This is a genomic window from Aerococcus tenax (assembly GCF_003286645.3).
GTDB lineage: Bacteria > Bacillota > Bacilli > Lactobacillales > Aerococcaceae > Aerococcus > Aerococcus tenax.
On record NZ_CP127382.2, the window covers coordinates 230,476 to 255,791 of the forward strand.

Below are 25,316 nucleotides of genomic sequence, written 5' to 3' on the forward strand. Positions count from 1 at the left end.
TCAGTCAGAGCTTACTTTTTCTCTTTATCGTTTTTACCAAATATTATCTAAGATTAAGGTTTGGGTACGGTCAGGTCCCACTGACACTGTGGCAATGGGGGCCCCTACGATTTCACTGATGCGACGGACATAAGCTTTAGCATTTTCGGGAAGTTGGTCAAAGTCTTGACAGCTAGTGATGTCTTCTTCCCAGCCAGGTAAACTTTCATAGATGGGTTGGCATTGAGCCAGGTAGCGCAAGTTAGCGGGGTAGGATTTGGATACTTGGCCATTAGGGGTTTGGTAGCCTACACAGACCTTGATTTCATCCAGTCCAGTTAAGACGTCTAAACAGTTCAAGGAAAGCTTGGTTAAACCAGAAACCCGGCGCGCATGGGCCGTCACCACCCCGTCGAACCAACCTACCCGGCGTGGACGTCCAGTAGTGGTACCATATTCATGGCCAACTTCACGGATGCGGTCCCCAATAGCATCATGCAATTCGGTTGGGAAGGGACCGTCACCTACTCGAGAGGTATAGGCCTTCATCACTCCGATAACGGTATTGATTTTGCTTGGGCCGATCCCACAACCGACTGTAGCACCACCGGCAATGGGGTTAGAGGAAGTCACGAAGGGATAGGTCCCATGATCAATATCCAGTAAGACCCCTTGGGCCCCCTCAAAAAGAATGTTTTCCCCTTGGTCATAGGCATCATTCATCAATAAGGAAGTATCCGTGACATATTTTTTCAGTTTTTGGCCATATGCTAGATATTCCTGGTAGATGGTGTCGTAGTCTAATGGCTCTTCGTCATATACCTTGGTGAGGAGTTCGTTCTTGACTTGAATTTGTACAGATAACCTTTCCGCGAAAGTTTCAGGGTCAATGAGGTCAGCCATCCGGATGCCATTACGGGCAATCTTATCCATATAGGCAGGGCCAATCCCTTTTTGGGTAGTACCGATCTTATTGTCGCCTTTACGTTCTTCATCCAAGCGGTCGATCAGTTGATGGTAGGGCAAGATCACTTGGGCCCGTTCAGAGATGCGGAGGTTTTCACAAGAGATTCCTGCTTGGCGCAAATAGGCCAATTCTTCAAGTAAAGATTTAGGGTTAACAACCACGCCATTTCCGATCACACTCAGCTTATCTTCTGAAAAAATTCCTGAGGGAACGAGGTGGAGCTTAAAAGTTTGCTGGTTGAATTGGATCGTGTGGCCAGCATTATCTCCGCCTTGGTAACGGGCAATAATATCGGCTTGGCTACTGAGGTAATCGGTGATTTTCCCTTTTCCTTCGTCGCCCCATTGAGTACCTACAACAACAACTGATGGCATATGTGTTCTCCTTTATCTATTCGATCTTAATAATGTCTTCATTATGTTAGCTTGTGGCATAACACCCAAAATATTATACCGCAATTTTTTTTGAAGAAAACCTTTTTTTAGGCTCTGACCTTTTTAATCATAAAAAAAGTCCTTGCCTGCCCTAAAAAAATAGCATACATTTATAAAGTACAGAGTGTGACAAAAGTCGAAAAAGCCCTGAAACACTGGAGCAAACTTTGGTGATAGGTGGAGGCCTATCAGCCACAGTTTGTGAAGTGGAGGTCAGGGCTGACTTTTGGAGCAGGTTTAAACAGAGTGCGACAAGCGCATCAGAAGGCAAGATCACTGGAAGAAAAAGACGCAAAAATTCTCAAAGAGAATTTTTCGTCATTTTCTGAAGTGGACGTTTGCCTTGCGCTTGGAGCAGGTTTAAACAGAGTGCGACAAGCGCACCAGAAGGCAAGAAGCACAAGGCAGAAGAAACTGTCAGAAAAGGAGTAAAAGCTGATGATTAATCGCTATACCCGTCCAGAAATGGGACAATTGTGGTCGGATGAGAACAAGTATCAATCGTGGTTAGAAGTCGAAATTTTAGCTGTTGAAGCTTGGGCTGAATTAGGGGAGATTCCTAAAGAAGATGCCCAGGCTATTCGTCAAAAGGCCAGCTTTGATGTCAACCGTATTTTAGAAATTGAAGCCGAAACCAAGCATGATGTGGTGGCTTTTACCCGCTGTGTTTCGGAGTCATTGGGCGAGGAGAAGAAATGGGTCCATTATGGTCTGACCTCGACCGATGTGGTGGATACAGCTTATGGTTACCAATTAAAGCAAGTGAATGACCTCCTCCGCCAAGACTTAGATGATTTCTTAGCGATTCTTAAAAAACAAGCTCTCAAATATAAAAATACCCTCTGCATGGGACGGACTCATGGGGTCCATGCTGAGCCAACCACTTTTGGTTTAAAAGTGGCCCGTTGGTATAGTGAATTTAAACGTCATCGTGAACGTTTTGAACATGCGGCTAAGGGCGTCGAAGCGGGAAAAATTTCTGGTGCAGTGGGGACTTTTGCTAATGTTCCCACCCAAGTGGAAGCCTATGTTTGTGAACATTTAGGGATTCGTCCCCAAGAGATTTCGACCCAGGTCTTGCCACGTGACTTGCATGCAGAATATATTTCAGTCTTAGCCCTAATTGCTACCGGAGTAGAAAATATGGCGACTGAAATCCGCCACTTACAAAAGTCCGAGGTCAGGGAAGTGGAAGAATACTTTGCTGCCGGACAAAAGGGCTCTAGTGCCATGCCCCATAAGCGTAACCCGATCGGTAGTGAGAATGTCACTGGGCTGGCCCGGGTGATTCGAGGACATGTAGTGACTGCTATGGAAGATGTCAGTCTCTGGCATGAACGGGATATTTCCCATTCCTCAGCCGAGCGGATTATTTTGCCCGATACCACCATCTTAGTGGACTATATCCTTCATCGTTTCGGTAATATCTTAGCTAATCTGACGGTTTTTCCAGAAAACATGAAGCGTAATATGCAGGCTACCCACAATTTGATCTTCTCCCAACGGGTCTTATTAAAATTAATTGATTCAGGTCTTTCTAGGGAGGCGGCCTATGATTTAGTCCAACCCCTAACCGCTAAGTCTTGGGACCAGGGCCTTGATTTTAAAGGCTTAGTCGAAAATAATGCGGAAATTCGCCAATCTCTCGACCAAGTGGCTATTGATGATGCCTTTGATCCGGCTTATCACTTGCGCCGAGTGGATGAAATTTATGCACGTTTGGGATTAGCTTAGTTGGTTATTTTTAAATGATCTCTTTTTCCTTCTCCACTTATCCTCTTATATGCTATTGAAAACGTTTACTATTTATAAGCAATATGAGATGATAGGTCTATATTAAATCTTAAATAGACATAATGGAGGTAGGCTTATGCATATTACAAAAGATCACTATGTGTTCTCTATGGACAAGAACCAGAAACCCATTGCTAAGGTAGCTAGTGGCCAGCGCTTACAGGTCGATGTCTGGGATTGCTTCAAGGGCAGTGTCCAGGATGAAAAGGACTTAATTTCTGGAATTGATTTTAATGAAATTAATCCAGCAACTGGTCCGATTTATGTGGAAGGCGCTCAACCAGGCAATGTGCTGAAAGTGACTATTCATAGCATTGACTTAGATCCCCAAGGAGCCATTATGACTTCTCCAGGGCTCAACAAATATTTCTCCAAGGAAATTACTGAAGAAGAGACAGCCATCTGTAAGGTCAGCGAAGACCAAAAGAGCTTTGACTATTATGGAGCAACTTTCCCGGTTCATAAGATGATTGGTGTGATCGGAACAGCACCCAAGGACGAAGCGGTGGCTACTGGATTGCCTGACTTACATGGTGGCAATATGGATAACAATCAAATTACCGAAGGCTCTGTCGTTTATCTGCCTGTTGAAGTCGAAGGGGCACTCCTGGCTTTAGGTGACATGCATGCCGCCATGGGTGATGGCGAGATTTGGGGCAGTGGCGTTGAGATCGGTGGGTCGGTTGACTTAACCGTTGAAGTTCTCGAGTCCTTCCCTTGCCCAACGCCTTTTGTGGAAACTGACCAGGCTTATTATTCCTATGGCGTCGGTGAAGACTTTGAAACGGCAGTTGTCCAAGCTAATGACCGGATGGCAGAATTTCTCATGGCTCAAACCGGCTTATCCTATAATAAAGTTGGCATGTTCATGACCTTTTCCGCTCATTTAGAATCTTGTCAGATTGTTAACCCCAATATTTCCATGCGCGTTCGGGTCGACAAGGCCAGTTATGAAAAATTAAAAGATGTTAAAGAGTAAGCCTAAGTAAAAAAGGAGTTGCAGTGAGCAACTCCTTTTTAATTCGGCCTTCTTTAGGCATTTTCGAAGGTACCGTATTTAATGATTTCTTTGTTTTTAATCATTATTTCTGACATGGCAATCACGGTATCGATGGATAAACTGTCTTCATCTAAGAGCAGGATATCTGCGTCCCGCCCCACTTCTAAACGTCCCTTATGGTTAAGTTTTAGGATACGGGCAACGTTAGAGGTGACTGCTGGAAGGGCCTTTTCAAGGGCAATATTTTCTCTTTGAACAGCTTCTTGAATACCGACCAAGAGTGACTTAGCACTGCCCACACCAATACGGAGGAAGTTGCCTTCTTCATCGAAGCGGGGGAGACTTCCTTGGCCATCAGAACTCATGGTAATGCAGGATTCATCTAAGCCTTGGTCTAGGACTTGTTTGAGAACCGTTCTAAAAGGAATCTCCCCGTCTTTTTCATAGGTCATATCGGGGTCTTCACTTCCGGTAATATCGAAAGTCCCGCCGCGTTTGGCAAAGGCAATGGCTTCATCAACCAGTTCCTGGCTCCGGCCACAGTGGGTCGGCAGGAAGGTAGTGACTGGAATATCGGTTTCATCTAAGGCCTTAAAGAGGAATTCTAGTCGGCCCTTGTTGGGCCCCACATGGCAGTTGACCACGCCGGCCTTACCTGCTAATAAACCACCAGTCCGGGTATCGGCTGCGGCATGGGCAAATTGTTCAAAGGTTGGTGCCCCATTGCGGTGGTCGGAAATAGCAATTTCACCAATGCCAATCACCTTGTCAATGGCCATAATGTCTTTGATGATGGATCCGGTGAGGGTGGTTGCCGGAAGACGGTAGTTTCCGACATAGATATAGGTGGAAATACCCTCTGCTTCTAAACCACGGGCCTTGGCTAAGAGGGCCATTTCATCGCGAGCGACCCCATCAGTCCCCAATAAGCCACAGGCAGTAGTTACTCCAGCCGTGGTTAGTTGACTCAACTGGACTTCTGGTGTTCGGTTTTGAAAACCATTCTCACCACCGCCTCCTAGGAGGTGGAAGTGGCTATCAATGAAACCAGGGGTAGCGATTTTACCTTGACCATCGATCACTTCAATATCAATAGCATTACTATCAATAGTGATATGGTCCTCAATGGCAATAATTTTGGAACTATCCATTAAGATATCTTTAATCCCTAATTTTTCAGGGGCGTAAACAGTGACTTGTTTGATTAATTTCATACTTTCCCAACTTTCTAACTGTAACCGATACTAATGGCAATAATAATGGCAATGCTCCCTAAAACAAAGAGGAAACCCTGCATTTTAATTTGGAACTTAGCCCAATCTGCCCAATCGATCCGAGCGACTGCCAAGCAACCCACCAGGCTAGCAGAAACTGGGGTGAAGGCGTCCACAAAACCGGACCCTAATTGGAAGGCCAAGACGGCAACTTGACGACTGACTCCGATAATATCCGCCAGTGGAGCCATAATCGGCATGGTGAGGGCGGCTTGACCAGAGTTGGAGGTCACCACTAAGTTGAAACAGGATTGGAAGATATACATGAACCAAGCGCCTAGAATGTTAGGAATACCAGATAAGAGGTTACCGACGCCATAGAGAATGGTATTTAAGGCGGAGAAGGTCCCCGCGTCTGATCCTCCTAAGACCAGTAAAATCCCCTTGGCCATCCCCACAACTACAGCGGTAGGCGCCAGGTCAGAGACCCCATCTTTAAAGGCAAAGGCAATATCATTAACGGTCATGCCATCAATTCTAAAGATTAGGGCGGTAATTCCTGATACTAAGCCCATAACAAAGAATTGGGAAGCTAATTCAGGAATGGAAAAGCCTTGGCTCATCACACCCCAAACAATCCATACGAGTCCCAGTAACATTTCTAATAAGATCAGTTTGTGGCCCAGGGTAAATTCATGGCTGACATCCTCTTGCTTGGCTAAATCGGTCCGGAAGTAGGCGTCTGATTCATAAGAGGCTGATAATTGTGGAGCCTTACGAATTCGCTTCGCGTAGACCATGGTAAAGCCACAAGACAGGGTGGTAATAATTACCCACATGACAATCCTAAAGCCAGCCCCTGACAAGGCCGGAAGCCCAGCGATCCCTTGAGCAATGGCGATGGAGAAGGGACTCATCCAGGAACAAGCGTTACCAATCTGTGAAGCAGCAAAGGTCACAGTTACCGCCGTGATGGAGTCATAGCCCAGGGCAATCATAAAGGGAGCAATAATCATCACAAAGGGAATAACCTGTTCAGAGGCCCCAAAGGTTGCTCCGGCAAAGGAAAAGAGGAAGAAGAGCAGGGGAATGGCCAAGTGTTCCATTCCTTTGGCGCTATTGACAAAGGCATAAATTCCGGCGTCGATAGCCCCAGTCCGCATAATAATTCCAAAAGAACCCCCAACGACTAAGAGGAGGGCCACAATCCCGATGGCGGAACCATAGCGGTCCCCGGTAACAATCCCTTCAAAGATATAGTTTAACACCCCGAAGCCATAGTGGTCCTGGGTTCCCCATAGGCCAGCGGTTTTATTTAAATTTTTACTGGTGTCGTAGATACGATCTCCATACATGGCATAGAGTTCGGATTCTTCTAAGTCGATTTCTTCTAACTGCCCCAGGGTCAAGGGTTCTGACTTTTCTAGAAGCTTGGATAAATCCTCCTGGTCAACTTCTAGTTCTTGCAATTTAGCGGGTTCTTGGACCAGGTCTTCCAAGTTGTCCCTTAAAACATCCTCCTTTAAGGGATGCATGTAACGGAAGGAATCTTGTTGGAGAACGGTTCGGGTTTGGGTTTCCCCATTGGCTCCTTCATATTCCAAAACTTCGGTGGTATATTTACCAGCCGGAACGATGAATGTTAGTAACCAGGCCACGAGAACAATACCAAAAATAATGACGTAAGTGTGTGGCGTCTGGAAACGCTGTTTTTTCTCAGCGGTTTCATTCATTTTTCTCACTCCTTATTTTATATTTATAAGGTTATTGTACCATGATAGCGCTTTAGGTGATATGTCTTAAAATGAAATTCCTTTTAATTAATGAATAAGGCCATTACGGTCATTTCTTCTTGCTTGAGTCTCTTGGGATTTTTTTAGATAATAAGAACGAGGTGATGATTATGGAGAACTATCGGAATTTTATCAATGGAGAATGGATAGCATCGTCAAGCCAAGAATTAATGCCAGTCATTAATCCGGCGACAGAAGAAGTCATCAATCATGTACAAAAAAGTAACCAGGAGGATGTTGATCAAGCAGTGGCCGCGGCTAAGGCAGCTTTTCCTGATTGGAATGCCTTAAGTGTGGACCAACGTTTAACCTATTTAGAGAGAGTTTATGACGGCTTGAAGAAATATGCCGACCTTTTAGTTAAGACCACGGTCTTAGAACTAGGGGCTTCGGTCAATTTTGCTAAGGATAATCATATTCCTATGGCCATCAAAGAGATGCGTGAATATATGGATTCGGCCGAAGACTTCGATTTTGAAGAAGAAATCGATGGGAGCCGGGTCATTAAGGAAGGCTTCGGCGTGGTGGCCTGCATCACCCCTTGGAATTACCCACTCAATCAAATTCAGCGGAAGGTCACTCCAGCCCTCATTGCTGGAAATACAGTAGTAGTTAAACCGGCTTCCAATACGCCCTTGACCGCCTTGGTCTATGCCAAAGTTTTTGAGGAAGCTGATCTTCCTCATGGCGTCTTTAACTTAGTCACTGGTTCCGGGAGTGAAGTCGGTGACTATCTGGCGGGGCACCCTGATGTGGCGGTGATTTCCTTTACGGGGTCTACTGAAGTCGGCCGAGGTCTCTATGAAAAGGCTGCGCCAAACATTAAGAAATTAATTCTTGAATTAGGTGGCAAGTCGGTCATGCTCTACTTAGCCGGTGGGGATAAGGACTTAGCGGTTAAAAAGTCTATGGATTCGATTTTAAACAACCAGGGTCAAACCTGTTCCGCCTTTACCCGCTTATTAGTGCCTGAAGCTGAACTGGAAGACTTTAAGGAATTGATTGAAGCTTATTACCAAGACCACGTCAAAATCGGTATGCCCGGCGACGGCGAAACCATGGTAGGGCCGATGGTATCGGCTCAACAAAAAGAAACCGTCCTTGACTATATTCAAAAGGGTATTAATGAAGGCGCTGAGCTTTTCTTAGGTGGTCAAGATATCGACCACAGTGGTTTCTATGTCCAACCTACAGTCTTTACCCAGGTAGATAATCAAATGACCATTGCCCAAGAAGAAATTTTTGGTCCGGTCTTATGTGTATTGACCTATAAGGATGAAGAAGAGGCTCTTGCTATCGCTAATGACTCGGCTTATGGTCTATCCGGTTATGTGGTTGGGCCTAAGGAGAAAGCGGTAGCCATGGCTGAACAATTGCGGACAGGAAATGTCTTCGTTAACCATGCTTCTGGGTCTTCCAGGGCACCATTTGGTGGCTATAAAGAATCCGGTCTCGGTCGGGAAAAAGGTCCTTACGGAATTGCCGACTACTTAGAAATTAAGACGATCTTTGTCTAAGGGCTTGCTTCTTTTTCATTTTAGGATTAAACTTTAGGAAAAAATAAAAATAAAGATTGACAATAAATAAATGTCCTTTATAATAACATTAATTTATGAAATCGATGAAGCAAATAAGTAATTAACTCATTCCTGCAAAGCGAGGAACGTTTGGTGCAAGGTTCCCAGGATGACTAATGAAACGTCTTGCTGAGATAGTTAGTCGAAGTTTTGAGATTAACTCGCAGATGTCTGCGTTACCAAACAGAGTTGTCAATAGTTAGTAAGCTATTCGCAAATTAGAGTGGTACCGTGGAAGAAGTCCGCCTCTTAGGAGGTGGGCTTTTTTTGTTGTTTATGAGCCATTCATTGATTGAAGTGATGTTTAGTTATTATAAAGGGAGGTATTTATATGTATCAATGCAAGAAAATGTTTAGTGCGCTGTGTTTGTTTGCTTTGACTCTTTTAATCTTACTTAGTCCAAGCAGTGTTTACGCAGAGGAAAACGAGGGCAAGCAAGTTGCCCAAGACGATCAACTACTTCAGGAAATTAAGGACCGCGGCGTACTTCGCTTTGGTACAGCGAGTGGCTATGCTCCCTTTGAGTTTACCGTCTTAGAAAATGGCCAAAACCGCCTAGTAGGGACGGATGTTTTCCTCGCCCAACAAATTGCTGACGATCTTGGAGTGAAATTAGAAATTGTCGATATGGAATTTGGTTCTCTGATTCCAGCCATGGAGACCGGGTCTGTTGATATGATTATTTCCGGGATGTCCTATACCGAAGAGCGGGATAAAAAAGTGGATTTCTCTGATGTCTACCAGTCCGACCAGCAATATTTTGTGATTAGAAAAGAAGACCAAGATAAAATTAAAGATGTTTCTTACTTTGACCAAGGTGGCAAGATTGGGGTTTCCGATAACACCCTCCAAGATACCTTGGTGACCGAACGGGTTACCAGTGCTGAAAAAGTAGCCATGCGGAAGTCGGCTGATGCTGTCGCTGCCCTAATGGCTAACCAGGTGGATGCCGTGCTCCTCGATGAATCGGTAGCCAAGGCCTTTGCTGCTGAACATGGGGAACTTTTAACTATTCCTTCTGGTTTAGATGTAAGCTCTGATGGTAAGTCGGTGGCTATCCCTAATAACCAACCCACCTTCTTAGCAGAAATTAATAAAACGGTGAATGCCTGTGTAGAATCGGGACAAATGGATCAATGGATGGAAGAATCCTATGACTTGATCCGGCAAAGTCAAAAGTCGAACTGGTTGAGCTACTGGCCTTACTTCTATGATGGGATAAAAGTCACCCTGTTGATTTCAGTAGTGGCCATTTTAGCTGGGATTGTTTTGGGCTTGATCATCGTCTTGATGAGAATTTCAAACTTACCTGTCCTGCCTCAGCTGGCTAGTGCCTATGTTGAGTTTATTCGGGGAACCCCTTTAATGGTTCAAGTTCTCTTCGTTTTCTTGAGTGTCGGAGCTTTGTTCTCCTTATCTTCCCTGCTATCAGGGATTATCGCAGTTTCCCTAAACGCTGCGGCCTATATTTCAGAAATATTTAGGGGCGGGATTCTTTCCGTTGACCGGGGGCAAGTAGAAGCTGCCCGTTCCTTGGGACTCAATTACTGGACCACCATGAAGAAGGTCGTCTTCCCACAATCCTTACGTCCAGTCTGGCCGTCTTTAGTGAATGAAGCGGCGACCTTAATTAAGGATTCTTCCATTGTTTCTACGATTGGGGTAGCGGAATTAACCTTCCAAACCCGGGCGGTGACCAGCTTAACCTATCAGGGGACGATTCCTCTATTTATTTCGATGTGTTGTTACTTTGTCCTTACTTTTGTGACTTCGATGGCTTTACGTTTATATGAGAATAAGATGCAAGCGAAAGTATAAAGTCGATGAGGAACGCTTGAATACAAAAAATATAGAAAAGGTTGTGTTAAAATGGCACTTTGGTCCAATACTTATCATCAAGCCATGGCTGAGTCAGCCTACCAGTTAAATCAATCCTTGGCTATTGACTTGCGGTTACTTCCTGCAGATCTTGAGGCTAGCCAAGCCCATGCCAAAATGTTAGGTCAACAAGGGATTATTGCTAAAGAAGAAGCGGAAGCTTTAGTAGCAAGTCTAGGGGATATGCAAAAAGAATATGCCCAAGGAGAACTCACTATTGATCCTAATTCAGAAGATATTCATAGTTTTATTGAAAGTGAACTCACCAAACGCTTAGGTGATATCGGTAAGAAAGTCCATACTGGACGGAGCCGTAATGACCAAGTCGCCACAGCCATGAAAATTTATGCGCGCACAGCGGTTGATGAATTATTAGATCAATTGGACCAAGTGGTAGAGGCCTTTTGTCAGGAAGCAGGACAACACCTAGAAACCATCATGCCTGGCTACACCCACTTGCAAAGAGCCCAAGCGGTTACTTATGGTCATTACTTGATGGCCTATGTGGAGATGTTTATGCGCGACTATGAGCGTTTAATGGATGCCCAAAAGCGGATCAACCATTCCATGCCTTTAGGGGCAGGCGCCTTAGCGACAACCACTTTTCCCTTGGACCGGCAATTAACTACTGAGTTATTAGCTTTTGATGCTTATGCCGGTAATAGTATCGATGCGGTTTCCGACCGGGACTATAGTATTGAATTACTGAGTGCCTTGGCCTTGATTAGTATGCACCTGAGCCGGTATAGTGAAGAAATGATCTTATGGGCCAGCCAAGAGTTCCAATTGATTGTAGTGGATGACCGCTTTTCTACGGGGTCATCGATTATGCCTCAGAAGAAGAACTTGGATATCCATGAATTAATGCGGGGCAAGGCTGGCCGGGTCTATGGCGACTTGATGGCGGTCTTAACCATCATGAAGGGCATCCCGCTCGCCTATGATAAGGATTTACAAGAAGAAAAGGAAAGGCTCTTCGATGCCATTGATACAGTCCAAGCCTTACTTAACTTACTGCCAGCCATCTTGGATGCCACCCATCCTCAGGTGGAAAACATGTACCAAGCCGCGGGTAAGGGTTATTTAAATGCCACTGACTGTGCCGACTACCTGAGCGCTAAGGGCTTACCCTTCCGTGATGCTTATCGCCAAGTTGGGGATATTTTAAAGTATTGTCATGAAACGGATAAAACTTTAGAGGAACTCTCCTTAGAAGAGTACCAATCCTTTAATGATTTATTTGAAGCCGATATCTACCAAGCCATTGATTTGAAACATGGGGTTTATGCCCGTCAGGTGGCTGGTGGACCAGCTCCAGACCAGGTCAAAGAACATATTGCCCAAGTGAAAGAACGTCTGAAAAACTATCAAAATAAGAGAAAAGAAGGGAAGAATGAAAAATGTCATTGATGAAGAAATTGAATCATTGCTTTTTAGCTGTTTTACTGATGCTAACGACCCTATCCGGTCTCTTAGCCCCACAAGTCTATGGTGAGGAAGACCAAGGCCAGGCCCCTAGCGAGAATTCACTCCTCCAAAGCATAAAAGACCGTGGTGAACTTCGAATGGGGGTTAGTCCTGACTATCCACCTTTTGAATTTATTACCATGAAAGACGGCCAACAAACCGTGGCCGGAGCGGATATTGAATTAGGACAAAAAATTGCCGATGACCTCGGGGTTAAATTAAATGTGGTGACTATGGAATTCTCTAGTCTCCTATCTTCCATGGAAGCGGGGAATATCGATATTATCATTTCTGGGATGGGGTATACTGAAGAAAGAGCTAAGTCGGTTGACTTCTCTGATGGTTACCAAAATGATGAACAAGCCATTATTATCCGTAAAGACGATGCCGAAAAGATCCATGATAAAGATTCCTTCACCCCCGATATGACGGTAGGTTACCAACAAGGATCGATTCAAGAAGGGCTAGCCAATGAACAAATGGCTCATGTGGGTAAGCACGCTATGCAACAACTCCCTGATTTAATTTCTGCCTTACTGACGGGGCAAATTGATGGGGTTATTATCGACTCTGGTGTGGGGGGTGCCCACGTTCGCGCCCATGAAGATGCTCTAGAGATGATCAATGGTCACTTTAAATTAGAAGACGATAACTCTAAACGGGTAGTTATGCCCAAAAACCAACCTGATCTACAAGCCGCTATCAACCAAAGTGTCCAAGAAGTCAAAGACCAAGGGTTGATGGACCAATGGCTAGATGAATCTTATGATTTGATTATTAGTGAAGGTCAAGAACAAGCTGAACAAGGGGTTGACTGGTTATCCTATTGGCCTTATTACTGGAACGGCATTAAAATGACCCTGCTGATTTCAGCGGTCAGTGTGGTCTTTGGCTTAACCCTAGGGGCTATCTTAGCTGTTATGCGCCTGACTGAGAACAAAATTTTATCCGGTATTGCTATGGCCTATGTTGAATTCATTCGGGGGACGCCTTTAATGATCCAAGTCCTCTTCATGTTCTTAGGAATCGGTGGATTATTTAACGTACCTGCCTTGCTTTCAGCCTTGATTGCGGTGTCCTTAAACTCGGGGGCTTATATTAGTGAGATTATCCGTGGGGGGATCCAAGCGGTTGATAAGGGGCAAACTGAAGCCGCACGTTCCCTTGGCTTAGACCGTTTGACCACCCTGAAGAAGGTTATCTTCCCACAATCTTTACGGTCAATTTGGCCAGCCTTGGGGAATGAATTTGTGACCTTGATTAAGGAGTCATCCATTGTATCGACTATCGGTATTGCTGAATTAACCTTCCAAACCCGGGCGGTTACCAGCATTACCTATCAAGGGATTATTCCATTGTTGATTTCTATGGTAATTTACTTTATCTTGACCTTTACCTTAACCAAGTTCTTGAACCGTTGGGAAAAACAAATGAATGCCAAATATGCTTAGATTGGCTGAATAATAGCTATGTAAAAAAGCCACTTACTGCTTCCTTGAAGGGAAGGGGGTAAGTGGCTTTTTATGAGGCGAATGTTTTAGTAGCCTTTCTTTTTATCTAGGCGGTTGATACTTGGATAGTTACCGCTTAGGTAAGCTTGGTAGTTTTGATAGAAAATCTTAAAAATAGCATCACGGAAGTGCTCTACCCGACCAGAGGCATGGGGTGTGATTAAGAGGTTTTTAGTTCGCCATAGGGGACTGTCTTCCCTTAAGGGTTCCTCTTGAAAGACATCCAGATAGGCTCCGGCGATCTTTTCTTCTTCCAGGGCGGCTTGGAGGTCAGCCTCTACGACAGCATTGCCGCGGCCCACATTGATGAAATAGCTATTGGTTTTCATCTGCTTAAAGAAGTTCTGGTTAAAGATATTTTCAGTCTCTGCTGTTGCCGGAAGGGTATTAATAATGATATCCATTTGGCCAAGCTGTTCGGTCACACTCGTTTGGGTGTAGGTATTTTGGAAATGTTCTACCGGTCTCCCTGAGGTATTAACTCCGTAGCAGCTTAAACCAAAAGCTTGGCCAATCCGGGCAATTTCACTGGCTAAATGGCCAGTTCCGTAAAGGAGTGCCTTTTTACCTGCCAGATTTTTCACATGCTCATAACGGTGCCAGTTATTTTCTTCTTGTTGGCCATGGTAGATAAAGAGTTGGTGGAAAACCCCTAAGAGATAACCGTAAATACTCTCAGCAATGGAAGGGGCATGGATTCCTGAAACGGTCGTCACCGTTACTTTGGGATCGGCCATAACTTCTTGGGGCAAGTAGTCAGCTCCAGCGGTATCTAATTGAAGCCAGGCTAAATGGCGGTCTTCTCCTTGGTAGATGGCCCTTAGGGTATCTAAGTCGCTACCGAAAAAGATTTCGATTTGGGCGTAGTCACTCGCTTCAAGTTGGTTTTTGTCTTTAATTTGATAGCGGTCACTCAGCTCTGCTAGTTGCCCACGGGCTTGGCCCTTATATTGGGTACCTAGGTAGAGGATGGGTTTAGGCATCTGCCTCACCGCTTAGTTGGCTAGCGGCTGCTTGGTCCAGAATGACAACAACATTAGGGTGTTTTTGGAGGGCACTAGCTGGGACTTCTTCAGTCACTGGACCTTCCACCATGGCTTTCACAGCGGCTGCCTTTTCTTCACCAAAGGCTAAGAGCAAGATGTTCTTGCTGTTTAAAATGGAACCGATCCCCATACTATAAGCCGCGGTTGGGACATCGCTAGGAGAGTCAAAGAGACGGCTGTTAGCCTCGATGGTTGATTCCGTTAGTTCAATTTTACGGGTTTTACTGGTGAAGGAAGAGCCAGGTTCGTTAAAGCCAATATGACCGTTGCGGCCAATACCGAGTAATTGTAGGTCAATCGGATGTTCTTGGAGCAAGTTTTCAAATTGTGAACATTCTTCTTCTTCGTTAGGGTTGGCCCCATTTAAGAGATAGTTATGTTTGAAGGGTTTTTCGTTGAAGAGGTGTTTGTGCATAAAGTAATTATAGCTTTGTGGGTGGCTGGCTTCTAAGCCAACGTATTCATCCAAGTTAAAGGAAAGACTGTCGGAAAAGTCTAAGTCAGAAGCAACGATTTCTTGGTAGAGTTTTTCTGGTGTCGAACCGGTAGCTAAGCCAAAGACTTTAGGCCCATCAGCTAAGGCTTCTTGGTAGTAATTTAAAGCGGCTTGGCTGGCTGTTTCGATGTCATCATAGATATAAACTTTCATTTTTGTACCTCCATAAAAGATATAAGTTGATAAAAATCTTATCCCTAGTTTAACACGGATAGGAAAATAAATCTGTGGCAAAAGTAGATTTTGAAAGTAAAACCGGCACTTTAACAAAAAAATCACAAAGTTGAATAGGTGAAAAGGGGGGAGAAATGATTAAAGCATCTTGGCATAAATTTTGGCAGCGGGCACTTTGCCAAAACTAGCCGGCAAATCCATTGAAAGCGTATACAGATATTCTGTACAATAATGGTGTAAATACTTATTACAATGATTCGATGAAGGAGGAAATATTATGGAACAGTCACAAGCCAAGTCTTCCGGCTTGAAGGCAGGTATCCAAAAATTGGGACGCCATCTCTCTAGCATGGTCATGCCTAATATCGGTGCCTTTATAGCCTGGGGGATTTTTGCTGCGCTCTTCATTCCAACGGGTTACCTACCTAATGAAAGCTTAAATGCTGTTGGTGGAGCCATGCAACGTTATCTCTTGCCATTATTAATTGCTTATTCTGGTGGTGCCCTGGTCTACCAACAACGGGGTGCTGTTGTTGCGACCATTGCTACGATGGGAGTTATCGGTGGTGCGCCACCCGAAACGCCAATGTTTATTGGTGCTATGGCCATGGGTCCCTTTGCCGGTTGGGTCATTAAGAAATTTGACCAAGCCTTCCAAGAAAAAATCCCTTCTGGTTTTGAAATGTTAGTCAATAACTTTTCCAGCGGGATTCTAGGCTTCTTCTTAGCCTTACTTGGTTTCTTTGCAGTTGGACCACTGGTGAGTTGGGGAACTGAATGGATGGGAATTGGCGTAAATAAGATCATGGAACTGGGTTTCTTACCTTTGGCCAATGTCTTGATTGAGCCCGCTAAGATCCTTTTCCTAAACAATGCTATCAACCATGGGATCTTAACACCACTAGGTTCAGCCCAAGTTGCTGAAGTGGGCAAATCGGTACTCTATCTCTTAGAAGCCAACCCTGGTCCTGGTCTGGGTGTTTTACTAGCCTTTGCTCTTTTTGGTAAGGGTAGCGCCAAATCTTCCAGTTGGGGAGCTATGATCATCCACTTCCTTGGTGGGATTCATGAGATTTACTTCCCTTATGTGATGACCAAGCCTCTCTTAATCTTAGCGGTTATCGCTGGTGGGGTAACGGGGACCTTTGTTAACGTCCTCCTCAATGTTGGTTTAACTGGACCTGCTTCTCCAGGCTCCATTTTTGCTATTTTTGGGGTAACTGCTCGTGGCGACCATCTACCTATGCTCCTAGCTGTTGCTGCCGCTGCTGCGGTATCCTTTGCGGTTGCTGCTTTAATCCTAAAAACCGACCGTTCCCAAGAAGACAACTTTGCTAAGCAACAAGCAGCTGTTTCTCAAGCCAAGGCTGAATCGAAAGGGCAAAGTGCTGATGTTGAAGCGGCTTCAGATGAAGTTCCAGACGTCAACCAAATCGACCGGATTATCTTTGCCTGTGATGCTGGGATGGGGTCAAGTGCCATGGGGGCTTCCTTATTAAGAAAGAAAGCCAAACAATTAGGTTTGACGCAACCCGTGACCAACTCAGCCATTAATAACTTGAGTGACGATGCGAAGACCTTAGTTATCACCCAACAAGAATTAACCCCTCAAGCTCGTAAGAAAGCGCCATCTTCCACCCATATTTCGGTGAATAACTTTATGGATTCTGACCGCTATGATGAAATTTTAGCGGATATGTTAGATGAAGATGTAGAAACGGTTGAAGCTGAAGTATCTGATGGCTCTAGTGAGTCCGCTGATAAAGACGCTAGTCAAGCGCAAGCATCTGATTATGCTGGTATTAACAAGGTCGTCTTTGCCTTTAAAGGACCTGGTGTTGGTGGCACGACGATTGCCGCTTCCATCTTTAGAAATTTACTTGTCAAAAAAGCCCCTGATAAAAATATCCATGCTTCTGCTCAAGCACTGGAAGAGATTAATGACCAAGACAATATCTTGGTGATCGTACAGAGTGATGACTATCAAACAGCCAAGGAACATTTCCAAAAGGCTAGAGTCATTCATTTTGACCGTTTGATTGATGAAGGGAATTACTATTCATTGATTCAATCCTTAGGGGAATAAGGCCTTTAGCCATCCTTTAATAAATAAGCGACTTCAGTCAGATAAAGTTTTCCATTAGCTCGTCTCATGGTGTACTATAAAGGCAAAGTAGCTTTTATAGAGAGGATTAGGCCATGTACTTTTCAGAACGAGAACGGGTCATATTACAGTGCTTTATGGAGCAAGGCGATGGCGTGAGCTTGGAAAGTTTAAAGATGACCTTACAAGTCAGCCAGCGTACAGTTTATCGGGAATTGAATAATTTAGCAGCTTCCTTGAACAAGTTTGGGATCGAAATCGGTCGTGACCGCAAGCAGGGTTACTTCTTACGTTACCCCAAGGACTTTACGGCTTATGATTTAAAGGATATTCTTGGACCAAAGCAAAGGCAAGCATCCTGGCCTTTCTTTGACCGGGAGATACGCCAGCAGCATCTGGCCTGCCAATTATTACTAGAAAACCCAGAATTGACCAGGCGAGGCCTGGCACAGGATTATGGTGTCAGCCCAGCCACCATTCAAACTGACCTCAAGGCGGTTGGTGAGGCCCTATTGAATTATGACCTCCACCTCGTCCGTGATGATAGGAAGAATTATTTGGTTAGGGGCTGGGAAGCCGAACGCCGGCAAATGCTGAGTTCACTTTTAAGTCAAAATATTGACGAATATACCTTCTTTCATCCCAACCGCCAAGGCGGACAAAACAGTCAAGCCTTTATGGCTTTACTGGAAGGGGAAGACTTGGAATTAGTCCAGCAAATCTTTAATCGTTTGAATCCGACAACCTTTGCTAAGGTGACGGATAACCAGTTGAAGTTGATTATGCTCCAAGTCACAGTCACTATTAGTCGCTTAAAGTCGGGTCAGCATTTAAAAGATGGAGGGCAAGAAAAAAGCAAACACTTAGCCCTTTCCCGGCCCGGAAAAACTGAACAACAGTTAGCCCAGCAAATCATGACTTGGATATCGGATGCTTTAGCCTTACCGATTGGTATTAATGAACGGAATTTCTTGGCCCAGCAATTAGAAGGGGTCAATTACAAGCCGCTTGAACACTTGTTGATTGAAAATTACGATGGAACTTTCCTCTATCAGGTTTCCGAGCTTATCCAAGCTGTCAGTGAAAAAACGGCCAATGATTTCCGCACTGATTCAGCCCTTTACTATAATTTAGTCACCCATATCCAGGCGACCTTTAACCGACCGGAAGTGAGTGAATTTCAAGAATCTCCCCATACCTTATTGGACCGGATAACTGACCAATATTTTGACCTTTACCAGGCAGTGAGGACGAGCTTTTCCCAAGCCTTCCCTGGTCAGAAGATTGGCCGTGATGAATTGGCCTATATTGTTATTCACTTTGCGACTTCCCTGGAACGTCACCCCCAAGGCCGCCAGCAAATTTCCTTGCTCTTGGTTTGCGCGAGTGGGATGGGAACGACAAAAATTCTGGAAAACCGTTTGAAAAAGTACATTAAACAAAATCTATTGATTGATGTGGTGAAATTATCAGCATTAAATCAAGTTGCGCTAACTTCCTATGATATCGTCTTATCCACCCTGTTCTTACCAGGGCTCAGCCGTCACTATCACTTGGTCTCCCCCTTGCTCTTAGACGATGAATTAAAGGCTTTAGAAATAGAAATTGAGCAAATCGCTCAAAATAAGGACCGGGGAGGAGCTAACAATCGGACTGGGGAAGTAAGAAGCTTAGCGAGAAATAATCAGGAACTCAGTTTAGAAAATTATTATCATAAGATCAAAGAGGCTTATCAAGTCTACCAAAACTTTCAAGTGATTAAGGTCAATAATACTGGAAAGGCTAAGCTTGATCTCAAAGCCTTACTTGACCAGCAAATAGGGCAACTTAGAGGCCAGCAAGTTGGCGATAGCCAGCAGGTCAGCGAGGCGGTCATGCGGCGATTTAAAGAATCGGCTATCGGCATCCCACATTCAAGTATCGGACTCTTCCATACGAGTCATGTTGAGGTCCTAGAGCCGTACTTTGTCATTTATGACTTGGCGGAGGGTTACCCTATTTTGGGCATGGACCACCAAATGATGACCCTTAGACGTTTGCTACTACTCTTAGCCCCCAACCCCTTAACCCCCTGGATACAGGAAGTGATGGGAGCAATATCGAGTTCCGTGATTGAAAATGATGCTAATCTCTCCCTCTATGATCGAGGCGATGAAGGGCGCTTGAAACAGTTATTGAATAACATATTACTGGCTACCATAAAAAATATGGACAGTCTATAAAAAAGCAAAAATGATGTAGGAGTATTCCTGGAGATAAAAGGAGTGAGGAAATGGAATTAAAAGAATCGATGATTCGTTTGAATCAATCCTTTATTAATAAAGAAGATGCCATTCGTGCAGCTGGGCAATTGCTTGTTGATGACGGCGATGTGGAAGAAGAATATATTGATTCCATGTTAGCCCGTGAGGAAGTGGTTTCAACCCATATGGGGAATTTTATTGCCATTCCCCATGGCACCGATGAAGGTAAAGATAAAGTAAAAGCAACTGGTATTTCGGTGATCCAAGTACCATTCGGGGTTGACTTTGCCCCCGATGAGCCAGAAGAAAAAATGGCTATGATGGTTTTTGGTATTGCGGGGATTGGAAATGAACACTTGGATCTTTTATCCAAGATTGCAGTTGTATGTTCAGATATGGACAGTGTTGTACGCTTAGTCAATGCAACAAGTGCCCAAGAAATTATTGCTATTTTTGAGGAGGCAGAAGTTTAATGAAAGCTGTACATTTTGGTGCGGGGAATATCGGACGTGGTTTTATTGGTGAAGTATTAGTCGCCAATGGTTTTACCGTTGATTTTGTGGATGTGAATGAAACGATCGTGGATGCCTTGAATGAACGAGGATCCTACCAAATTGGTTATGCGGCACCAGGAGAAGAAAAAATTGATATTTCTGGTGTGAAAGCCATTAATAATGGAAAAAATCCTGAAGCCGTGGTTCAAGCCATTCAGGAAGCAAATATCATTACCACTGCGATTGGCCCTAATATTCTTCCCTATATTGCTGAATTAATTGCCCAAGGCTTACAAGCACGTCGCCAAGCTGGGGTGAGTGAACCTATTGATGTCATCGCTTGTGAAAACATGATTGGAGGGACCGATTTCTTACACCAAGAAGTCGATAAATACCTGACCGACCAAGATCAAGACTATATTGACCGCTATGTTGGTTTTCCCAATGCAGCTGTCGACCGGATTGTCCCTGAGCAACACCATGAGGATGTCCTCTTTGTTAGTGTAGAACCCTTCAAAGAATGGGTGGTTGACCAAACTCACTCTAAAGCTAAGAACATACGCTTAGACGGGGTTCTTTACGTGGATGACCTGGAACCTTACATTGAACGGAAATTATTCTCGGTCAATACCGGCCATGCTTCTGTGGCTTATTCTGGAGCAGCTAAGGGCTATCAAACCATTGGCCAAGCCTTAGAAGATGATGTCATCTTAGAACGTTTGAAAGCAGTCCTTAAAGAAACCAGCAGCTTGTTAATTGCCAAGTGGAACTTTAAGGAAGCGGATATGGCCGCTTACCGGGAAAAAATTGTTGAACGTTTCCAAAATCCAATGATTGTTGACCAAGTCAACCGGGTAGGTCGGACACCAATCCGTAAGTTGGGTTATAATGAACGCTTTATCCGTCCAATCCGTGAATTAAAGGAACGGGGCTTAGATTATAGCACCTTGCTAACAGTGGTTGGCCTAGCCTTTAACTTTGATAATCCCCAAGATGACCAAAGTGTAGCCTTACAAGAAAAATTACAAAAGCAAAGTTTAGAAGAAGTCATCCAAGATGTCACTGGCTTGGATGATGCGGATTTAATTCATGAAATTAAAGCCGCAGTTGAAGCCGCTAAATAATTTCTACAAAAACTTCAAAGAAAAAGAGGTCAGGAAAAAATTCTGACCTCTTTTTTTGAACAATTTTAAAAGATTAAGCCGCTTGTGCTTAATGGAAATGGTGTTTCATTTTCTCTTGGATAATTTGATCTTCTTTTCTTTGTTCTTGGCGGATCTTGCGACGGGAGCCATAACCAGCACAGATGTAACGTTCTTCATCGGTTTCCGGTTGAATTTTGGGCATGGTAAAATCTTCGTCTTCTTTTGGTGTAGCGACAAAGGTTAAGAAAGAGGTTGCGCCAATGAATTTACGGTTTTCCTGATAATTTTCACCAATCACTTTGACAAAGACTTCCAAGCTGCGATGACCGGTCCCAGTGACATAACACTCGATGCGGACAATTTCCCCTAATTTAAAGGGGCTAATGAAGTTCATATTGTCCAAGGAGGCTGTTACCCCAGAACAGCGGGTGGCTTTATGGGCAGCGAGACTAGCCACATTGTCGATTAAATAGAGTAACTCCCCACCATAGAGGTTCCCAGCGGGATTAGTATGGGCAGGTAAAACTAGCATTTCATGGACAACAAGTGTGTCTTTACAATTAAGGACTAAATCCTTTGTTTCGTTTTCCATAGTGACATCCTACTTTCTAATTAAGCCGCTTGATTAACTGGTGGTTCCTCCCTTTATGATTTGGTAAGGAAGCTTCAGGTCAGTGTCAAGCGTTTCATTTTCCATTAACTTGGTCAAGGCCCGCATGGCAACAGCACCAATATCATAAATTGGTGGAGCAATTGAGGAGAGTTCCGGACGTGACATGTGGACAATTGGTGAATTATCCGAAGCCATGATTTCAATCTCATCAGGGACCTTAACGCCATTATCTAATAAGGCATTGAGTAATCCAATGGCGATGGTATCATCGGTAGCAATAGCAGCATCAGCTTCTAATTCAGAGAAAGTCTCGTAAAGGGCATAGCCTGAGTCATAAGAAGGCGACTTCGCCGCAATTAATAAGTCTTCATTGACGGCATGTCCAGCTTCTGTTAAGGCCTTTTCATAACCTTGTAATTGCCGGCTTTGGCTCACTTTGAAGCCTTGGTCACTACCGACGAGGGCGATTCGTTTCTTACCCTTAGCTAAGAAATCTTTAGTGACTTGGTAGTAGGCATCTTCCACGTCTATATTAATAGTAGGCATGGTTGCTTCAGGATCGATTAAATCAGTGAAGACGCAAGGACGACCAGCGGCGGAAATTTTTTGCCGGGCCTCTTGGGAAATGCTATTCCCGATAAAGATAATGCCGTCGACTTGCTTCATAATTAAACTTTCCACCCCAGCAGCGTCATGTTCAGGGTCGGCGTTAGCTAAAATAATATTGTATTCGTACATATTAGCAATATCATCGATCCCCAAAGCCAGAGAACTGTAATAAGGGTTAGTAATGTCTGGTAAGAGTACCCCGATATAGCGGGTCCGCTTGCTGGCTAAACCGCGGGCAATGACGTTAGGATGGTAATTTAATTCTTTAATCACTTTCATGACTTTTTCTCTAGTCTTAGGGCGCACATTAGGATTTCCGTTAACGACACGTGAAACTGTGGCCATGGATACCCCTGCTTGGTGGGCGACATCATAGATTGTCACGTTTTGTTTCTCCATAATAAAACTCCTTCGAAAAAATTTACTGACTTAATATAGCAAAGGTGTTTTTCTTTTGCAACCGTTTACTCATTCATTATATCACGTTTTCATTAACTTTCATAAAAAATAAAATCTTTCCTAAAAAGTTATCGTAGCTTATTACGCTGAAAAGCGCTTAAGCCTGCTTGCTGTCTAAGAAAACACCTATCTCTTTCATTATATATAAAATATTAATTTAAAAATATTATCATAAAATGATAAATAGAAAAAGTTTTTGTAACGAAAAAACATTCTTGACAGTATTTCTCTAAGTGATGAGCTTTTTCCCTATTGACAAAAGGCCCTAAGTCGGCCACAATGAGAGATAGTTTAGACCAGTAAATTGTTGAAGGGTTAAGAGAGAGTTTGGCTGCTGAAAAAACTACCCCGCTCACAATTGAACCTACTAAGATACTAAGTAAGACTTAGCAAGTGCAAGCATTTGCAGGGGAGACACCCTTATCGTCCAATGAGATAAGCAAAAGCTTAATAAAGGTGGTACCGCGAGTCATATCGTCCTTTTAGGGGATGGTGGACTCGCTTTTTTTATCGGATAAAGTGAAAAAGGAGATTACAATGGCAAAAGAAACAACAAGTCATTTACAAGAAAATGATTTTTCTAAGTGGTATTTACAAAGTATTCAAAAGGCTGATTTATTTGCCTATGGTCCTGTTCGTGGAACCATGGTCTTTAAGCCTAATGGCTATGCCTTATGGGAAAAGATTAAGACCGAATTTGATAAGAAATTTAAGGCATCAGGGGTAAAGAATTGCTACTTCCCCATGTTAATACCAGAATCCTTCTTCAAGAAAGAAGCTGACCATGTTGAGGGCTTTGCCCCTGAATTACCCTGGGTAACCCGGGCGGGTGATGAAGAATTAGAGGAACCAGTTGCCCTTCGTCCTACCTCAGAAACCCTCTTTGGTAATGCCATGTCTGACTGGATTAACTCTTACCGTGACTTACCTATGGAACTTAACCAATGGGCCAATGTCTTCCGCTGGGAGAAACGGACCCTACCATTTTTAAGAACCTCTGAATTTCTCTGGCAAGAAGGCCACTGTGCCTACGCTAGCGAAGAGGAAGCCCGAGAACGGACTATGCACTTCCTTAAGGTATATCAAGAAACCGTCGAAGACTTATTAGCTTTACCCGTTTACGCTGGTCAAAAAACCCCTTCGGAAAAATTTGCTGGCGGGGTGGATACCTATTCGATCGAGGCCATGGTGAAAGACACCAAATCTGTTCAAGCAGGGACCTCACACTACTTGGGGACCAACTTTGCCGAAGCCTTTGATATTAAGTATCTTAATACCGAAAACCAACATGTTTATGCCCATACCAGTTCTTGGGGTGTCTCGACCCGCTTGATCGGGACCATGATTATGGCCCATGGTGACGAAAAGGGAGTTGTTTTCCCACCAAAAATGGCACCAATTCAAATTGCTTTGATTCCCGTTGGCAATGTGAAGAAGAACCCTGAGGTCCTTACTCGCCTAGAAGCCATTGAAAAGGACCTACAAGCAGCCGGTTATTCAACCTATTTAGATGATTCCAATAATTCAGCGGGTTACAAATACAATGAAGCTGAAGTGAAAGGGGTCCCACTACGGATTGAATTTGGTCCACGGGATATGGAAAATGGCCAATGCATGATTAAGATGCGTGACTTAGAGGACAAAGAAGCGGTTAACTTAGATGACTTACTCGACAAGGTTGCCACTGAAATGGAAACCATGCAAAAACGTCTCTATGATAAGGCAGATCAATTCCGTCATGACCATGAACATTTCGACATTGACACCCTAGACCAATTAAAGGCACATATCAAGTCTTGTGAAGAAAAGGGTGAATACCCAGGCTGGGTCCTTGCTGGCTGGGATGGCACGGAAGAAACAGAAGCCAAGGTAAAAGAAGAAACCGGCTTCACTACCCGGAATATCCCCTTTGAACCAGCCGTCGAAAAAACTGTCGACCTAGTCAGCGGAAAGCCCGCAAAACACACCGTCTGGTTCGCCCGCGCATATTAGAAGAGAGTGCGACAGTCACACCAAAGGACGAAATCGCTGGAGGAAAATACCATAAGCACAGCAATAAGGATGTGAGGAAGGACCAGGGAGGGAGATTCCTTGGAAGAAAAGGTGATAAGATCAGCTTGCTGATCGTACAACTTTTCTGAAAGGACATCCCCTCACCCTTCCGAACTCAACTAACTGTGCGTTGGAATTTTCTGAAGCGGATGTTCGTCCTGTGACTGGAGCAGGTTTGAATAGAGTGCGACAAGCGCGAAAAAGAGGGCAGAGGCCCTCTTTTTTATTAACTCAAACATGTTTCTTCTACTAACTAAAGACCAGTC

At 44.1% G+C, this 25,316-nt stretch carries 18 protein-coding genes and 1 other annotated feature; of the genes, 11 read left to right on the forward strand and 7 right to left on the reverse strand.

Going from position 1 to position 25,316, the window contains the following annotated elements:
• Positions 1–33: 33 nt before the first annotated feature.
• Positions 34–1,320, reverse strand: coding sequence for an adenylosuccinate synthase (locus DBT50_RS01105; RefSeq protein WP_111852235.1), 1,287 nt, complete (start codon positions 1,318–1,320; stop codon positions 34–36).
• A 498-nt stretch (positions 1,321–1,818) separates the two neighbouring features.
• On the opposite strand from DBT50_RS01105, the gene purB reads away from it, so the two are divergent.
• Complete coding sequence (gene purB, locus DBT50_RS01110) at positions 1,819–3,114, forward strand: adenylosuccinate lyase (protein WP_111852233.1); 1,296 nt, start codon at positions 1,819–1,821, stop codon at positions 3,112–3,114.
• Positions 3,115–3,250: 136 nt separating this feature from the next.
• Positions 3,251–4,153 carry an acetamidase/formamidase family protein gene (locus DBT50_RS01115; protein WP_111852232.1) on the forward strand — a complete coding sequence of 301 codons (903 nt, stop codon included), beginning with the start codon at positions 3,251–3,253 and terminating at the stop codon, positions 4,151–4,153.
• Between the two features lie 53 nt (positions 4,154–4,206).
• On the opposite strand, the gene iadA is transcribed toward DBT50_RS01115, so the two are convergent.
• Together iadA and yfcC are read right to left on the reverse strand one after the other, a co-directional pair.
• Positions 4,207–5,388: a beta-aspartyl-peptidase gene (gene iadA, locus DBT50_RS01120; protein WP_111852231.1), complete on the reverse strand. Its 1,182-nt coding sequence runs from the start codon at positions 5,386–5,388 to the stop codon at positions 4,207–4,209.
• Between the two features lie 14 nt (positions 5,389–5,402).
• Positions 5,403–7,130, reverse strand: coding sequence for a putative basic amino acid antiporter YfcC (yfcC, locus tag DBT50_RS01125; protein WP_111852230.1), 1,728 nt, complete (start codon positions 7,128–7,130; stop codon positions 5,403–5,405).
• Positions 7,131–7,291: 161 nt separating this feature from the next.
• On the opposite strand from yfcC, the gene DBT50_RS01130 reads away from it, so the two are divergent.
• The 4 genes from DBT50_RS01130 (at position 7,292) to DBT50_RS01145 (ending at position 13,555) form a co-directional block, all read left to right on the forward strand.
• Positions 7,292–8,698 carry an aldehyde dehydrogenase family protein gene (locus tag DBT50_RS01130; RefSeq protein ID WP_111852229.1) on the forward strand — a complete coding sequence of 469 codons (1,407 nt, stop codon included), beginning with the start codon at positions 7,292–7,294 and terminating at the stop codon, positions 8,696–8,698.
• A 95-nt stretch (positions 8,699–8,793) separates the two neighbouring features.
• Positions 8,794–9,011, forward strand: a binding site (T-box leader).
• A gap of 78 nt (positions 9,012–9,089) precedes the next feature.
• A complete protein-coding gene (locus tag DBT50_RS01135; RefSeq protein WP_111853462.1) occupies positions 9,090–10,577 on the forward strand; it encodes an ABC transporter substrate-binding protein/permease in 1,488 nt (495 codons plus the stop codon).
• A 51-nt stretch (positions 10,578–10,628) separates the two neighbouring features.
• Positions 10,629–12,047: an argininosuccinate lyase gene (gene argH / locus DBT50_RS01140; RefSeq protein WP_111852227.1), complete on the forward strand. Its 1,419-nt coding sequence runs from the start codon at positions 10,629–10,631 to the stop codon at positions 12,045–12,047.
• Complete coding sequence (locus tag DBT50_RS01145; protein ID WP_111821520.1) at positions 12,038–13,555, forward strand: ABC transporter substrate-binding protein/permease; 1,518 nt, start codon at positions 12,038–12,040, stop codon at positions 13,553–13,555. Before argH ends, DBT50_RS01145 begins: the two co-directional genes overlap by 10 nt.
• Positions 13,556–13,641: 86 nt before the next feature.
• On the opposite strand, the gene DBT50_RS01150 is transcribed toward DBT50_RS01145, so the two are convergent.
• Together DBT50_RS01150 and nagB are read right to left on the reverse strand one after the other, a co-directional pair.
• Positions 13,642–14,598: an NAD(P)-dependent oxidoreductase gene (locus DBT50_RS01150; RefSeq protein ID WP_111852226.1), complete on the reverse strand. Its 957-nt coding sequence runs from the start codon at positions 14,596–14,598 to the stop codon at positions 13,642–13,644.
• Positions 14,591–15,310 carry a glucosamine-6-phosphate deaminase gene (nagB, locus tag DBT50_RS01155; RefSeq protein ID WP_111852225.1) on the reverse strand — a complete coding sequence of 240 codons (720 nt, stop codon included), beginning with the start codon at positions 15,308–15,310 and terminating at the stop codon, positions 14,591–14,593. Before nagB ends, DBT50_RS01150 begins: the two co-directional genes overlap by 8 nt.
• A gap of 298 nt (positions 15,311–15,608) precedes the next feature.
• Between nagB and DBT50_RS01160 the strand changes: the two genes are divergently transcribed.
• The 4 genes from DBT50_RS01160 (at position 15,609) to DBT50_RS01175 (ending at position 21,296) form a co-directional block, all read left to right on the forward strand.
• Positions 15,609–17,417 carry a PTS mannitol transporter subunit IICBA gene (locus DBT50_RS01160; RefSeq protein WP_111852224.1) on the forward strand — a complete coding sequence of 603 codons (1,809 nt, stop codon included), beginning with the start codon at positions 15,609–15,611 and terminating at the stop codon, positions 17,415–17,417.
• 113 nt (positions 17,418–17,530) lie between these two features.
• Complete coding sequence (locus DBT50_RS01165; RefSeq protein WP_111852223.1) at positions 17,531–19,657, forward strand: BglG family transcription antiterminator; 2,127 nt, start codon at positions 17,531–17,533, stop codon at positions 19,655–19,657.
• Between the two features lie 50 nt (positions 19,658–19,707).
• Positions 19,708–20,151, forward strand: a complete 444-nt coding sequence (locus DBT50_RS01170; protein ID WP_013669286.1) for a PTS sugar transporter subunit IIA — start codon at positions 19,708–19,710, stop codon at positions 20,149–20,151.
• Positions 20,151–21,296 carry a mannitol-1-phosphate 5-dehydrogenase gene (locus DBT50_RS01175; protein WP_111852222.1) on the forward strand — a complete coding sequence of 382 codons (1,146 nt, stop codon included), beginning with the start codon at positions 20,151–20,153 and terminating at the stop codon, positions 21,294–21,296. The genes DBT50_RS01170 and DBT50_RS01175 overlap by 1 nt, the downstream gene beginning before the upstream one ends.
• An 88-nt stretch (positions 21,297–21,384) precedes the next feature.
• Here the strand turns inward: DBT50_RS01175 and DBT50_RS01180 are convergent, their stop codons facing one another.
• Both DBT50_RS01180 and DBT50_RS01185 read right to left on the reverse strand, forming a co-directional pair.
• Positions 21,385–21,909, reverse strand: coding sequence for an acyl-CoA thioesterase (locus DBT50_RS01180; protein ID WP_111853463.1), 525 nt, complete (start codon positions 21,907–21,909; stop codon positions 21,385–21,387).
• A gap of 33 nt (positions 21,910–21,942) precedes the next feature.
• Positions 21,943–22,938 (reverse strand): substrate-binding domain-containing protein, encoded by a 996-nt coding sequence (locus DBT50_RS01185; RefSeq protein ID WP_111821514.1) that lies wholly within the window; start codon positions 22,936–22,938, stop codon positions 21,943–21,945.
• A 597-nt stretch (positions 22,939–23,535) separates the two neighbouring features.
• Between DBT50_RS01185 and proS the strand changes: the two genes are divergently transcribed.
• Positions 23,536–24,990 carry a proline--tRNA ligase gene (proS, locus tag DBT50_RS01190; protein ID WP_111852221.1) on the forward strand — a complete coding sequence of 485 codons (1,455 nt, stop codon included), beginning with the start codon at positions 23,536–23,538 and terminating at the stop codon, positions 24,988–24,990.
• The last annotated feature ends 326 nt before the right edge of the window (positions 24,991–25,316 follow it).

Bases quoted from the DNA above. Each gene is read 5' to 3' on its own strand.
- argH (WP_111852227.1), top strand. From the start codon at position 10,629: ATGGCACTTTGGTCCAATACTTATCATCAAGCCATGGCTGAGTCAGCC.
- DBT50_RS01135 (WP_111853462.1), top strand. From the start codon at position 9,090: ATGTATCAATGCAAGAAAATGTTTAGTGCGCTGTGTTTGTTTGCTTTG.
- DBT50_RS01105 (WP_111852235.1), bottom strand. From the start codon at position 1,320: ATGCCATCAGTTGTTGTTGTAGGTACTCAATGGGGCGACGAAGGAAAA.
- DBT50_RS01180 (WP_111853463.1), bottom strand. From the start codon at position 21,909: ATGGAAAACGAAACAAAGGATTTAGTCCTTAATTGTAAAGACACACTT.
- proS (WP_111852221.1), top strand. From the start codon at position 23,536: ATGGCAAAAGAAACAACAAGTCATTTACAAGAAAATGATTTTTCTAAG.
- iadA (WP_111852231.1), bottom strand. From the start codon at position 5,388: ATGAAATTAATCAAACAAGTCACTGTTTACGCCCCTGAAAAATTAGGG.
- nagB (WP_111852225.1), bottom strand. From the start codon at position 15,310: ATGAAAGTTTATATCTATGATGACATCGAAACAGCCAGCCAAGCCGCT.
- DBT50_RS01130 (WP_111852229.1), top strand. From the start codon at position 7,292: ATGGAGAACTATCGGAATTTTATCAATGGAGAATGGATAGCATCGTCA.
- DBT50_RS01170 (WP_013669286.1), top strand. From the start codon at position 19,708: ATGGAATTAAAAGAATCGATGATTCGTTTGAATCAATCCTTTATTAAT.
- DBT50_RS01185 (WP_111821514.1), bottom strand. From the start codon at position 22,938: ATGGAGAAACAAAACGTGACAATCTATGATGTCGCCCACCAAGCAGGG.
- DBT50_RS01115 (WP_111852232.1), top strand. From the start codon at position 3,251: ATGCATATTACAAAAGATCACTATGTGTTCTCTATGGACAAGAACCAG.
- DBT50_RS01175 (WP_111852222.1), top strand. From the start codon at position 20,151: ATGAAAGCTGTACATTTTGGTGCGGGGAATATCGGACGTGGTTTTATT.
- purB (WP_111852233.1), top strand. From the start codon at position 1,819: ATGATTAATCGCTATACCCGTCCAGAAATGGGACAATTGTGGTCGGAT.
- DBT50_RS01145 (WP_111821520.1), top strand. From the start codon at position 12,038: ATGTCATTGATGAAGAAATTGAATCATTGCTTTTTAGCTGTTTTACTG.
- DBT50_RS01150 (WP_111852226.1), bottom strand. From the start codon at position 14,598: ATGCCTAAACCCATCCTCTACCTAGGTACCCAATATAAGGGCCAAGCC.
- DBT50_RS01160 (WP_111852224.1), top strand. From the start codon at position 15,609: ATGGAACAGTCACAAGCCAAGTCTTCCGGCTTGAAGGCAGGTATCCAA.
- DBT50_RS01165 (WP_111852223.1), top strand. From the start codon at position 17,531: ATGTACTTTTCAGAACGAGAACGGGTCATATTACAGTGCTTTATGGAG.